The sequence below is a fragment of the Actinoallomurus sp. CA-150999 genome (assembly GCF_050942425.1).
Taxonomy (GTDB): domain Bacteria; phylum Actinomycetota; class Actinomycetes; order Streptosporangiales; family Streptosporangiaceae; genus Actinoallomurus.
Window position 1 is genome coordinate 3,605,770 of the sequence record NZ_CP192063.1, and the last position, 11,633, is coordinate 3,617,402.

Consider the following 11,633-nt stretch of genomic DNA (forward strand, 5'->3'; position numbering starts at 1 on the left):
CTCCGGAATCGATACGCTGGTACCCCAATCGGGAGGTGAGACCCATCGGCGCACTTCGGCGGATCGTCGTCATCGGCACCGGACTGATCGGCACGTCCGTGGCCCTCGCGCTGCGCGAGCGCGGCGTCGAGGTGTCGCTCGCGGACCGCGACCCGGCGTCCGTGCGCCTGGCGGCCGGGCTCGGCGCGGGCACGCCGCTGCACGCCGGGGACGAGCCGGCCGACGTGGCGGTGGTCGCGGTTCCGCCGGCGGCGGTCGCGGCGACCCTGCTGGACGCGCAGAAGCGCGGCCTGGCCCGCGTCTACACCGACGTCGCGAGCGTGAAGGCCCGGCCCCTGCGGGAGGCCGCCGAGCTGGGCTGCGACCTGACCTGTTTCGTCGCCGGGCATCCGCTCGCCGGCAGTGAGCGGTCCGGGCCCGCCGCCGCCCGCGGCGACCTGTTCCTCGGCCGGCCCTGGGCGCTGTGCCCGACGGCCGACACCGACCCAGCCGCGCTCGAGACCGTGACGGCCCTGGCCCGCGAGTGCGGAGCCCAGACCGTCGTCGTGGACGCCGAGGAGCACGACCAGGCCGTCGCGCTGGTCTCCCACGCGCCGCACGTCGTCGCCGCAGCCGTCGCCGCCCGCCTGGAGCAGGCCCCGAAGGTCGCGCTGGGCCTCGCCGGCCAGGGCGTGCGCGACGTCACGCGCATCGCGGCCGGCGACCCGGAGCTGTGGATCGGCATCCTCGGCTCGAACGCCCTCCCGGTGGCCGAGGTGATCGAAGAGGTCGCCGCCGATCTGACCTCCACCGCCGCCGCGCTGCGCGAGGGCGCCGGACCGGGCGTCTCCGACCTCCTGACACGCGGTGGCACGGGCCGCCGCCGGCTGCCCGGCAAGCACGGCGGGCGGCCGGGGGCCTACACCGTCGTGTCCGTGCTCATCCCCGACCGGCCCGGCGAGCTCGCGCTGCTGTTCCAGGCGGCGGGCGTCGCCGGGGTCAACATCGAGGACGTCACGATCGAGCACTCGCCCGGCCGGCCGGTCGGTGTGGTCGAGCTCAGCGTCGATCCATCGGCAGCGGAGCGGCTGGCGGAGGAACTGCGGGCCCGGGGCTGGTCCGTCCCCGGCTGACCTGATCGCGCCCGCCGTCGGCGGGCCGGCGGCGCAGCAGCAGCGCGACCCGTACGGCGCCGATGACGACCATGGCGGTGATCGGGAGGAAGGCGACCTGGAAGGCGCCCGCGTTGTAGTGACCGCCGGTGGCGTCGAGGAGCATGCCGGCGCTGAGCGATCCGGTCACGGCGGCCGAGAAGCCTCCGACGTTGACGAGTCCCGAGGCGATTCCGCCGCGGTGCGGGGGGTTGGCGTCGCGGGCGAAGTCGAAGGCGAGCATGGACGCGGCGCTGCCGACGGCGCTGATCAGCACGAGTCCCCCTGCCAGCGGCCCGGGCAGGTGGCCGCCGGGCCAGGTGATCGCGATGAGCCAGGCGACGGCGAGGACGCCGGTGACGCCGATGATCAGCCGGCCGCGCAGGTCGGGGCGGCGGCCGCCCAGCCAGCCGATCAGGGGCGAGGCGACCATGGGCGTCGCCGCGCCTGCCGTCAGGACGAGCCGGGCCGTCCCGGGCGCCATCCCGAGCCCCTCGACCAGGTACGGGTAGCCCCACAGCGTGGCGAGCACCATGAAGGACGCCATCGTGGCGAAGTGCGTCCACAGCCCGGCGCGGGTGCCGCGTGCCGCGAACACGGCCCGGAGGTCGGTCAGGACGGAGGTACGGGCGATGGAACGTTCCATGGGTCCGCCCGGGTGGTCGCGCACCCACCACCACACGACGATCGACAGCAGGCCGCTCACCAGCCCCACCCCGAGGAAGGTCGGGGTCCAGCCGAACGCCCGCAGCGCGGCGGACAGCGGCGCGGTGCCGACGATCTGCCCCAGCGCGCCCGTCATCCCGGTCAGCGCGATGAGCAGCGCGAACCTCCGGCGGGGGAACCATGAGGCGATCAGGCGGATCACGTTGATGAACGTGAGGGCGTCACCCAGCCCGACCAGCGCCCGGCCGAGGACCGCCAGCGGCATCGTGGTCGCGAACGCGAAGAGCGCCTCGCCGAGCGCCATGATGAGGAGGGCGATACCGAGCATCCGCCGGGGCCCGAACCGGTCGGCCATGACCCCGCTCGGGATCTGCATGGCCATGTAGACGCCGAGCTGCAGGATCGCGAACGTCGACAGGGCGGTCGCGTCGATGCCGAAGCGCTGCTGGGCGGCGAGCGAGGCGACGCCCAGGCTGGTCCGGTGGAAGAAGGCCGTGAGGTAGACCGTCGCGGCGACGGCCCAGACGCTCCAGGCCCGGCGTCCGCCGAGCGGGTGTCCGGTGGCCTTCGGCGCGGAGGTGATCGTACGGGGGGCGGTGAGAACCGCGGGATTCAACGGGGGCCTTCCTGGGGTTTCGATGGTGGTGCGCGGTCAGGTGTGTCCGCGCAGGGCCGTCACCGCGGTCTGCAGGTGACGGTGGATCGCGCCGCGGATCCGCCGGCGGTCGCCCGACCGTACGGCCTCGAGGATCTCGCCGTGTTCGTGGATCGCGGCCGCTGTACGGTCCGGGTCGTCCGCGGTGAGCCGGGCCATGCGCAACTGGCGGTCGCGCAGGGCGTCGTACAGCTGGATGATGATCTCGTTGCCCGCCGCCGCGACGACCGCCCGGTGGAAGCAGCGGTCGGCGCGGGCGAACTCCTGGGCGTTCCCGGCCGCGGCGTGCTCGCGCATCGCCTCGAGGAGCTCCGTGAGCTCGGTGATCAGCGCCGGGTCGAGCGACGCCTTGCCGGCGGCGAAGGTCTCCACGAGCTCCCGCGTCTCGAGCACGTCGGAGATCTCCTTGGGGGAGACCGGCAGCACCAGCGCGCCCCGCTTGGGATAGAGGCGCACCAGCCCCTCGGCCTCCAGGCGGAGGAGGGCCTCGCGGACGGGGGTACGGGACACCCCGACGGCAGTGGCGATCTCACCCTCGCTGAGCAGCGCGCCGCCCGGGTAGGCGCGATCGAGGATGGCCTGCTTGACATGGTCGTACGCCCGGGAGGTGGCTGAGGTCATCTTGTATCTATGTTACATACAAGTCGTATGCGATCTCCTCCGGGGGCCGGACCGCCCCTCCGGTTGCTCGGCCACAGCGGGACCCCGGTACCGGTAGCCTCATTCGTTGGCCGGTCGGTATGTAGATAAGGAAGCGAACGTGACGCTCGTCATCGCCATGGACGGTCCATCCGGGTCGGGTAAGTCCAGCGTCTCCAAAGGCGTGGCGCGCGCCCTCGGGCTGCGCTATCTCGACACGGGTGCGATGTACCGCGCCATGACCTGGTGGATGCTCCGCGAGGACGTTCCGCTCGACGATCCGGCCGCGATCGCCGCCCGGGCGGGCGAGCCCGTCCTGGTCTCCGGCACCGACCCGGCCGCACCGACGATCATGGTCGACGACGTCGACGTGTCCGGCCCGATCCGCGGGCCGGAGGTCACCGGCGCGGTGAGCGCCGTCGCCGCCGTCCCGGCCGTCCGCGAGCGCCTGGTCGCCCTGCAGCGCGAGATCATCGGCACGGGCGGCATCGTCGTCGAGGGCCGCGACATCGGCACCGCCGTCGCGCCGGACGCCCAGGTCAAGATCTACCTCACGGCGAGCGCCGAGGCGCGTGCCCAGCGCCGCAACGCCGAGGTCACCGGGGCCACGATCGCCGCGACCCAGGCCGACCTGGCCCGCCGTGACCACCTCGACTCCACGCGCAAGACCGACCCGCTCGCGCGGGCGGCCGACGCGATCGAGCTCGACACGACCAGCCTCGGCCTCGGTGAGGTCATCGAGGAGGTCCTGCGCATCGCGCGCAAGCACACCGCCGACGCCGACGGCGATTCGGCACGACAGGCGCGCTCCCGGGCCGGCGAGCCGCCCACGAGGAGCGAGACCAGTGAGTGAATTCCAGCATGCCGAGGCGATCGACGTCGCGGTCGAGCACGACGTCGCGCCGCCACCGGTCGTGGCCGTCGTAGGGCGGCCGAACGTCGGCAAGTCCACGCTGGTCAACCGCATCCTCGGCCGCCGCGAAGCGGTCGTCGAGGACGTCCCCGGCGTGACCCGCGACCGGGTCGCCTACGACGCCACCTGGAGCGGACGGCGATTCACCGTCGTCGACACCGGCGGTTGGCTGCCGAACGCCGAGGGCCTCGCGGCCGCCGTCGCCGACCAGGCGCGGCTCGCCGTCGACGCCGCCGACGTCGTGCTGTTCGTGGTGGACGCCACCGTCGGCTCGACCGACACCGACGAGGCGGTCGCCGACATCCTGCGGCGCGCCAAGAAGCCGGTCGTGCTGGCCGCCAACAAGGTCGACGACCCCCGGACCGAGGCGGACGCGACCACACTGTGGTCGCTCGGCGTCGGCGAGCCGCTGGCCGTCTCGGCCCTGCACGGGCGGGGCAGCGGTGACCTGCTGGACGCCGTCCTGGAGGCCCTGCCCGAGGAGGCGCCGCCGGAGATGTTCGGCGCCGCGGGCGGCCCGCGCCGGATCGCGCTGCTCGGCCGGCCTAACGTCGGCAAGTCCAGCCTGCTCAACAAGCTGGCGGGGGAAAACCGGGTGGTCGTCGACGCGGTCGCCGGCACCACCCGCGACCCGGTCGACGAGCTGATCGAGCTGGGCGGCCAGACCTGGCGGTTCATCGACACCGCCGGCATCCGCAGGCGCGCCCGCGAGAACCAGGGCGCCGACTTCTACGCGACGCTGCGCACCCGCTCGGCCCTGGAGCGGTCCGAGGTCGCGGTCGTGCTCGTGGACGCCAGCGAGCCCCTCGCCGAGCAGGACCTGCGGATCATCTCCATGGTGATCGAGTCCGGCCGCGCGCTCGTCCTCGCGTTCAACAAGTGGGACCTCGTGGACGAGGAGCGCCGGCACTACCTCGACCGGGAGATCGACCGGCAGCTCCACCACGCCCGCTGGGCCCCGCGTGTCAACATCTCGGCCCGTACGGGACGGCACGTGGAGAAGCTCGTCCCGGCCATCGAGACGGCCCTGGCCGGCTGGGGGGAGCGGGTGCCGACGGCGCGGCTCAACTCCTTCATGAGCGACCTGGTCGCAGCCAAGCCGCACCCGGTGCGGGGCGGCAAGCAGCCGAAGGTCCTCTTCGCGACCCAGGCGGGCGTGCAGCCGCCGAAGTTCGTCCTGTTCACGTCGGGCTTCCTGGAGGCCGGATACCGCCGCTTCGTCGAGCGCCGCCTCCGCGAGGACTTCGGCTTCGAGGGCACCCCGATCGACATCGGCATGAAGATCAGGGAGAAGCGCCAGCGCAAGTGACCGGCGTCGGGATCATCCGGCAGCGGACACGGCGGTGATCCCGGCGTCACCGGACGCGGTGCGGGCGGATCACCGCCGTGGCTTGCGGCCGGGTCTTCGGGTGCCGGCGGTCGAGCAGGACAGCGACGGCGCCGGTGCGGCGGGCCGGGGGCCCGGCAGGCCGATGGTGGTCGGAACGAGCCGGGCCATCGCCGTGAGGTCGAAGACCCGGCGCACCGCGCCCTCGGCCGGGATTGCCGCCGACAGGGGGATCGACAGGGCGGTGCTGCGGCCATGGGCGCGCACGATGATGTGGAGGCCGGCCGAGTCGAGGAAGCGGGTGCCGGTCAGGTCGAGGATCATCTCCGAGACCCCGCTGTTCAGCAGGCGGAGCACCCGCTCCCGGATGGCCGGAGCGTTGACCACGTCGACCTCTTCCGGGAAGTGCACGATGGTGACGCCGGAGCTCTGCTCCACCTTCAGATCGACCGTGGACAGATGACGCATCGCAGATTCCACCTCACGGCTGGCCGGGATCGGGGGGCGATCACGTGACCGACTGGTTGACCAACAGTCAGGAACGCTGTGTCGCAATCGGAGCTGTACCCGTATAGCGCCGGGAGAATCCAAAAAAGTCCCTGACCTGAGCCTTTCGTCCGATGTGTCGTGCGAGGGCCCGGACGGCCCCGGGTACGCAGCCGCTGGCCGTGGCCGGGGTGGACATGCGTACGATCGGCGGACAGCCCCGAGCCGCCCGGCAAACGCCGCGGCCCGAGATCGGAAGGACGTCACGCATGGCGCAGGAAGTACGCGGAGTCATCGCCCGGGCCAAAGGCGCGCCAGTGGAGATGACCACCATCCTCGTCCCGGACCCCGGTCCCGGTGAGGCGGTCGTGAAGGTGCAGGCCTGCGGCGTCTGTCACACGGACCTGCACTACCGCGAGGGCGGCATCAACGACGAGTTCCCCTTCCTGCTCGGCCATGAGGCGGCGGGCGTCGTGGAGTCGGTCGGCGACGGCGTCACCGACGTCGCCCCGGGCGACTTCGTGATCCTCAACTGGCGGGCGGTCTGCGGCCGGTGCCGCGCCTGCCTGCGCGGCCGCCCCTGGTACTGCTTCGACACGCACAACGCCACGCAGAAGATGACCCTCACCGACGGGACCGAGCTGTCGCCCGCCCTGGGCATCGGCGCGTTCGCCGACAAGACCCTGGTGGCCGCGGGCCAGTGCACCAAGGTCGACCCGGCCGCCTCACCGGCCGCCGCGGGGCTGCTCGGCTGCGGCGTGATGGCGGGCCTCGGCGCCGCGATCAACACGGGCGGGGTCGGCCGCGGCGACTCGGTGGCCGTGATCGGCTGCGGCGGCGTCGGCAACGCGGCCATCGCCGGAGCGCGACTCGCCGGCGCAGCGAAGATCATCGCCGTCGACATCGACGACCGGAAGCTCGACCAGGCGAAGAAGCTGGGCGCCACCCACGCGGTCAACTCCGCCCACGAGGACGCCGGCGCCGCGATCCGCGACCTGACCGGCGGCTTCGGCGCGGACGTCGTGATCGACGCCGTCGGCCGCCCGCAGACGTACGAACAGGCCTTCTACGCGCGCGACCTCGCCGGTACGGTCGTCCTCGTCGGCGTCCCCACCCCGGACATGCGCCTCGAGCTGCCGCTGCTGGACGTCTTCGGGCGCGGTGGCGCGCTGAAGTCCTCCTGGTACGGCGACTGCCTGCCCTCGCGGGACTTCCCGATGCTGATCGACCTGTACCTCCAGGGCCGGCTCGACCTGGACGCCTTCGTCTCCGAGACGATCCCGCTCGACGACGTCGAGGGCGCCTTCGAGCGCATGGGACGGGGCGAGGTCCTGCGGTCGGTGGTGACCCTGTGACCGCCCGCCTCGACCACATCGTCACCTCCGGGACCTTCTCCCTCGACGGCGGCACCTGGGACGTCGACAACAACGTCTGGATCCTCGGCGACGACGCCGAGGCCCTGGTGATCGACGCGGCGCACGACGCCGACGCGATCGCCGAGGCGGTGGGCGACCGCCGGCTGGTCGCCATCGTCTGCACCCACGCCCACGACGACCACATCGACGCGGCCCCGGCTCTGGCCGCCCGCACGGGCGCGCCGATCCTGCTGCACCCGGCCGACCGGCCGCTGTGGGATCTCACCCACCCGGGCCGCGCCCCGGACGCGGAACTCGCCGACGGGCAGCCGCTCCGCGTCGCGGGTACCGAGCTGACGGTGCTCCACACGCCGGGCCACAGCCCCGGCGCCGTCTGCCTGCACGCACCAGAGCTGGGTGCGGTGTTCTCCGGCGACACCCTCTTCCAGGGCGGGCCCGGGGCCACCGGGCGGTCGTTCTCCGACTTCCCGACGATCATCGCCTCGATTCGCGACCGCCTCCTGACCCTGCCGCCGGACACGGTCGTCCACACCGGCCATGGCGACGACACGGCGATCGGCACGGAGGCCCCGCACCTCGACGAGTGGATCGCCCGCGGCCACTGAGCCGCCGCCGATCTCGACGAGAGTCGGAAAATCGATCGGACGACCTGCTCGCGTCACGCCCGAGTGGCGCGAGCAGGCCGTCGAGAGCTCCGATGACCACGCCGGCGGCCGTGAGGTCCGCCGGCGCTGAAGGACCCATCGGCGGTGGCCGTCCGGGCGGAGTCCTCGGGCACGGTGGACCGGCCCCGGAACCCCTCCGCGGAAGGCGGAGAGCCCGTCGGGCTTCCCGAGCCCGGTCCACCCCACGTCCGCCGTGATCGGCGGCGTCCGGACGACCATCGCCGGACATCACCCCTCCGAGGTCTGCCTTCCCCAGCGCCGCCCGGAGCGGACGGGCGACCGAGTCCCGGACCGGCGGCCGCATCCTGTCGCCGAATCCCCGGCGGGTGAGCGCATCCCGTCGTCGATCCACGTCTTCGCTGCTGACAGTCGTTTGTCACAGATCCATAACGTCGCCACCGGCCCATTGACGGCGCACGGTCGGAGAAAAGAGACTCTGCCCTCAACTGAGAAAACATTCCATATTGAGGACGGAATCTTGATGCCTCCAATCGATCGCGACCACATCCGCGCCATTCCGGACCTACCGCGCGCGTCGGCGGATCGGATCGCGGGCTTCGCCGGCGTTCCGGTCGCGGTCATCGGGGACGCGATGGAGCGACTCGGCATGTGCGACGCCGGGATCGGGACGATCACTCCCGGCCGGACGGCGGTCGGCTCGGTGCTCCCCGTCCTGGTGCGCGGCGGCGACAACGCGGGCGTCCACGCCTGCCTGGAGTACGTACGCCCCGGGGACGTCATCGTCATCAGCGGGCAGGCCGACATGTCGCGCGCGCTCGTCGGCGCGCTGCTGGCCCGTAAGTTCGCCGCCGCCGGGGCCGCCGGGGTGGTGATCGACGGATGCGTACGCGACCAGGCGGAACTTCGTGAGCTGGGCTTCCCGGTATGGGCTCGGGGGGTCACGCCCGCCGGGCCGTACAAGCACGGGCCCGCGATCATCGGCGAACCCGTCGCCGTCGGGGGTGTCGTGGCGGCCGCCGGTGACCTGGTGGCCGCCGACGACGACGGCGTGATCGTCGTTCCCGCCGCGCGGGCGGCGGAGGTCCGCGCGGCCGTCGACCTCGTCCTGGAGAAGGAGGCGGCGATGCTCGCCGCCATCAACGATCAGGCCTCCGACCATTAGCGGCTCCGGCCTCCCGTTTCCGAAAGGCACCCCCATGCGTCTGCGCATCGTCACGGCGGCCACCGCGCTGGCCGCCACCGCGTCCACGGCCCTCGTCGCCGGCTGCTCGTCCGACACCGGTGTGGCCCCTGGCGCGGCATCGGCCGGGTCGGGCGGTCACCAGGGCCTCGCGGCGTCCTCGGCCGTCGGCGACCTGAAGGTCGACACGGCGGCACGGAACCTCCTCCCCGCGGAGACCCGCAAGTCGAACGTCGTGAAGGTGGGCGGCTCGACGGACATCGCGCCGTACCTGAGCGTCAACGGCAAGAACCTCGTCGGCGTCGAGGCCGACTTCATGACCGCGCTGGGCCGCACCCTGGGCGTGAAGTTCGAGGTCACCAACACGAAGTTCGCCGCGATGGTGCCCGGCCTGCAGTCGCGGCGGATCGACGTCGCGATGGCCGACTTCAGCGACACGCCGGAACGGCAGAAGCAGGTGACGTTCGTCGACTACACGCGCGCCGGGCAGATCCTGGTCGTGCCGAAGGGCAACCCGCTGAAGCTCAAGTCGCTCGCGGACCTGTGCGGGCATTCCGCCGGCGGGCCCACCGGGAGCCTCTCCGTGGACCTCGCGATGGCGCAGTCGAAGAGTTGCACGAGTTCCGGAAAGGCCGCCGTGAAGGTGCAGCGGTACCCGACCGCCGCGGAGTCCTCGCTGGCGCTGCAGAGCGGGCGGATCGACACGCTGGCCATCGACTACGGCATCGGGACGTCGCTGGTCAAGCAGTCGCAGGGGAAGCTGCAACTGGTCGGCGAACTGTTCGGTAAGGGCCTGCACGGCGCGGCGTTCCGCAAGGACGACCAGGACCTCCAGAAGGCGTTCGCCGCGGCGTTCACCGCCATCATGAAGAACGGCACGTACGCGAAGATCCTCAACCAGTGGACGCTGCCGCAGATGTCGCTGGACAAGGTCCTCACGAACGGCTCGGCCGCATGACCGCGCTCCCGACCCGCGCCTCCGGACGGCCGAGGATCGAGCGGCGCAAGCACTACGGGCAGTACGTCGCGGCGGCCGTGCTCATCGGCGCGGCGCTGTTCCTCGCGAAGTCGCTGGCCGTCAACCCCCGGATGCAGTGGCCGGTCATCTGGCACTACCTGTGGAACACGCACGTCCTGTCGGGCCTGGTCGTCACGCTCGTCCTGACGGTCGTGTGCCAGACGGTCGGCACCGCGCTCGGCTGCCAGCTCGCGGTGATGAGACTGTCGCGCAACCGGGTGCTCCGGTCGGCGGCGGGCGTGTACATCTCGTTCTTCCGCGGCACGCCGCTGCTGGTCCAGCTGATCTTCTGGTACAACCTCGCCGCGCTCTTCCCGACGCTCGGCGTGGGAATCCCGTTCACCGGAATCGGCGTCAGCGTCGCCACGAACACGCTCATCAGCGGGCTGGTCGCCGGATTCCTCGGGTTCACGCTCAACGAGGCCGCGTACATGGCGGAGATCGTGCGAAGCGGCATCCTGGCGGTCGACCCCGGCCAGCGCGAGGCGGCGCTGTCGGCGGGCATGACCGAGGCGCAGTGCATGCGGCGGATCGTGCTGCCGCAGGCCATGCGAGTGATCGTGCCGCCGACGGCCAACCAGGCGATCAACCTGCTCAAGGCGACGAGCCTGGTGGCCTTCATCTCCGGCGGCGACCTGCTCACCAACGTCCAGGACATCTACGCGAACAACTTCGCGGTCATCCCGCTGCTCGTCACCGCGAGCCTCTGGTACCTGGTCGTCGTCGGCGTCGCGTCGATCGGCCAGCGGTACCTGGAACGGCACGTCGGGCGCGGGTTCACCACGTTCAACGACGCCCCCGAACCGGGGCCGGACGTCCGGGAGGTCGCCGCATGACGCCCATCGTCGAGATCCGTCACGTGTCGAAGTCGTTCGGCCGCCTTCAGGTGCTGCGCGACGTGAGCCTGTCCGTGCCGTCCGGGTCGGTGACCGCCGTGCTCGGGCCGTCCGGGTCGGGCAAGTCCACCCTGCTGCGCTGCGTCAACCACCTGGAGACGGTCGACGACGGCGAGATCGTCGTCGACGGCGAGCACATCGGGTACGCGCGCCACGGCGACGTCCTGAAGGAGCTGTCCGGCCGCGCGCTGGCCCGGCAGCGGGCGTCGATCGGCATGGTCTTCCAGCGGTTCAACCTCTACGCGCACAAGACGGCGCTGGAGAACGTGATGGAGGCGCCCGTCCACGTGCTCCGTACCCCGGCGGCCGAGGCGCGGGAACGCGCGATCGCGCTGCTCGACCGGGTCGGCCTGGCCGACAAGGCGCACGCCCACCCCGCGCAACTGTCCGGCGGGCAGCAGCAGCGGGTGGCGATCGCCCGCGCGCTGGCCATGCGCCCGAAGGTCATGCTCTTCGACGAGCCCACATCGGCGCTGGACCCCGAGCTGGTCGGCGACGTGCTGGCCGTGATGCGCGAGGTCGCCGAGACCGGGATGACGATGATCGTGGTCACCCACGAGATCGGCTTCGCCCGCGAAGTCTCCGACCAGGCCGTCTTCATGGCCGACGGCGTCGTCGTGGAGGCCGGCACCCCCGACGAGGTGCTCCGCAACCCCCGGCAGGCCCGCACCCGCGACTTCCTGAACCGCGTCCTCTGACGGCACACCGTACGGAAAGAAGC

12 protein-coding genes are annotated in these 11,633 nt (G+C 72.3%); 9 read left to right on the forward strand and 3 right to left on the reverse strand.

Annotated features, from left to right (window positions below; genetic code table 11):
* The first annotated feature begins 44 nt into the window (after positions 1-44).
* Positions 45-1,112 carry a prephenate dehydrogenase gene (locus tag ACQP2O_RS17095; RefSeq protein ID WP_433191056.1) on the forward strand — a complete coding sequence of 356 codons (1,068 nt, stop codon included), beginning with the start codon at positions 45-47 and terminating at the stop codon, positions 1,110-1,112.
* Here ACQP2O_RS17095 and ACQP2O_RS17100 read toward each other — a convergent pair.
* Positions 1,039-2,412, reverse strand: coding sequence for an MFS transporter (locus ACQP2O_RS17100; protein WP_433185546.1), 1,374 nt, complete (start codon positions 2,410-2,412; stop codon positions 1,039-1,041). The two genes, ACQP2O_RS17095 and ACQP2O_RS17100, sit on opposite strands and share 74 nt — an antisense overlap.
* A 36-nt stretch (positions 2,413-2,448) precedes the next feature.
* Positions 2,449-3,072: a GntR family transcriptional regulator gene (locus ACQP2O_RS17105; RefSeq protein WP_433185549.1), complete on the reverse strand. Its 624-nt coding sequence runs from the start codon at positions 3,070-3,072 to the stop codon at positions 2,449-2,451.
* Positions 3,073-3,229: 157 nt separating this feature from the next.
* On the opposite strand from ACQP2O_RS17105, the gene cmk reads away from it, so the two are divergent.
* On the forward strand, positions 3,230-3,943 hold the full coding sequence (cmk, locus tag ACQP2O_RS17110; protein WP_433191058.1) for a (d)CMP kinase: 714 nt from the start codon (positions 3,230-3,232) through the stop codon (positions 3,941-3,943).
* Positions 3,936-5,312: a ribosome biogenesis GTPase Der gene (gene der, locus ACQP2O_RS17115; RefSeq protein WP_433185551.1), complete on the forward strand. Its 1,377-nt coding sequence runs from the start codon at positions 3,936-3,938 to the stop codon at positions 5,310-5,312. Before cmk ends, der begins: the two co-directional genes overlap by 8 nt.
* Before the next feature lie 69 nt (positions 5,313-5,381).
* Here the strand turns inward: der and ACQP2O_RS17120 are convergent, their stop codons facing one another.
* Complete coding sequence (locus tag ACQP2O_RS17120; protein ID WP_433185554.1) at positions 5,382-5,798, reverse strand: STAS domain-containing protein; 417 nt, start codon at positions 5,796-5,798, stop codon at positions 5,382-5,384.
* 287 nt (positions 5,799-6,085) lie between these two features.
* Between ACQP2O_RS17120 and ACQP2O_RS17125 the strand changes: the two genes are divergently transcribed.
* From ACQP2O_RS17125 to ACQP2O_RS17150, 6 genes are all read left to right on the forward strand, one after another.
* Positions 6,086-7,171 (forward strand): S-(hydroxymethyl)mycothiol dehydrogenase, encoded by a 1,086-nt coding sequence (locus ACQP2O_RS17125; RefSeq protein WP_433185557.1) that lies wholly within the window; start codon positions 6,086-6,088, stop codon positions 7,169-7,171.
* The gene (locus ACQP2O_RS17130; protein ID WP_433185560.1) at positions 7,168-7,797 is read left to right on the forward strand and encodes an MBL fold metallo-hydrolase; all 630 of its coding nucleotides are present in this window, start codon (positions 7,168-7,170) and stop codon (positions 7,795-7,797) included. Before ACQP2O_RS17125 ends, ACQP2O_RS17130 begins: the two co-directional genes overlap by 4 nt.
* Positions 7,798-8,338: 541 nt before the next feature.
* Positions 8,339-8,980 (forward strand): methyltransferase, encoded by a 642-nt coding sequence (locus ACQP2O_RS17135; RefSeq protein WP_433185563.1) that lies wholly within the window; start codon positions 8,339-8,341, stop codon positions 8,978-8,980.
* Positions 8,981-9,014: 34 nt separating this feature from the next.
* Positions 9,015-9,956: an ABC transporter substrate-binding protein gene (locus ACQP2O_RS17140; RefSeq protein ID WP_433185566.1), complete on the forward strand. Its 942-nt coding sequence runs from the start codon at positions 9,015-9,017 to the stop codon at positions 9,954-9,956.
* A complete protein-coding gene (locus tag ACQP2O_RS17145) occupies positions 9,953-10,852 on the forward strand; it encodes an amino acid ABC transporter permease (protein ID WP_433185569.1) in 900 nt (299 codons plus the stop codon). The genes ACQP2O_RS17140 and ACQP2O_RS17145 overlap by 4 nt, the downstream gene beginning before the upstream one ends.
* Positions 10,849-11,610 carry an amino acid ABC transporter ATP-binding protein gene (locus ACQP2O_RS17150; protein WP_433185572.1) on the forward strand — a complete coding sequence of 254 codons (762 nt, stop codon included), beginning with the start codon at positions 10,849-10,851 and terminating at the stop codon, positions 11,608-11,610. Before ACQP2O_RS17145 ends, ACQP2O_RS17150 begins: the two co-directional genes overlap by 4 nt.
* The last annotated feature ends 23 nt before the right edge of the window (positions 11,611-11,633 follow it).

Coding starts and splice junctions, on each gene's coding strand:
- ACQP2O_RS17105 (WP_433185549.1), bottom strand. CDS start 3,072: ATGACCTCAGCCACCTCCCGGGCGTACGACCATGTCAAGCAGGCCATC.
- cmk (WP_433191058.1), top strand. CDS start 3,230: ATGGACGGTCCATCCGGGTCGGGTAAGTCCAGCGTCTCCAAAGGCGTG.
- ACQP2O_RS17120 (WP_433185554.1), bottom strand. CDS start 5,798: ATGCGTCATCTGTCCACGGTCGATCTGAAGGTGGAGCAGAGCTCCGGC.
- ACQP2O_RS17125 (WP_433185557.1), top strand. CDS start 6,086: ATGGCGCAGGAAGTACGCGGAGTCATCGCCCGGGCCAAAGGCGCGCCA.
- ACQP2O_RS17135 (WP_433185563.1), top strand. CDS start 8,339: ATGCCTCCAATCGATCGCGACCACATCCGCGCCATTCCGGACCTACCG.
- ACQP2O_RS17140 (WP_433185566.1), top strand. CDS start 9,015: ATGCGTCTGCGCATCGTCACGGCGGCCACCGCGCTGGCCGCCACCGCG.
- ACQP2O_RS17145 (WP_433185569.1), top strand. CDS start 9,953: ATGACCGCGCTCCCGACCCGCGCCTCCGGACGGCCGAGGATCGAGCGG.
- ACQP2O_RS17150 (WP_433185572.1), top strand. CDS start 10,849: ATGACGCCCATCGTCGAGATCCGTCACGTGTCGAAGTCGTTCGGCCGC.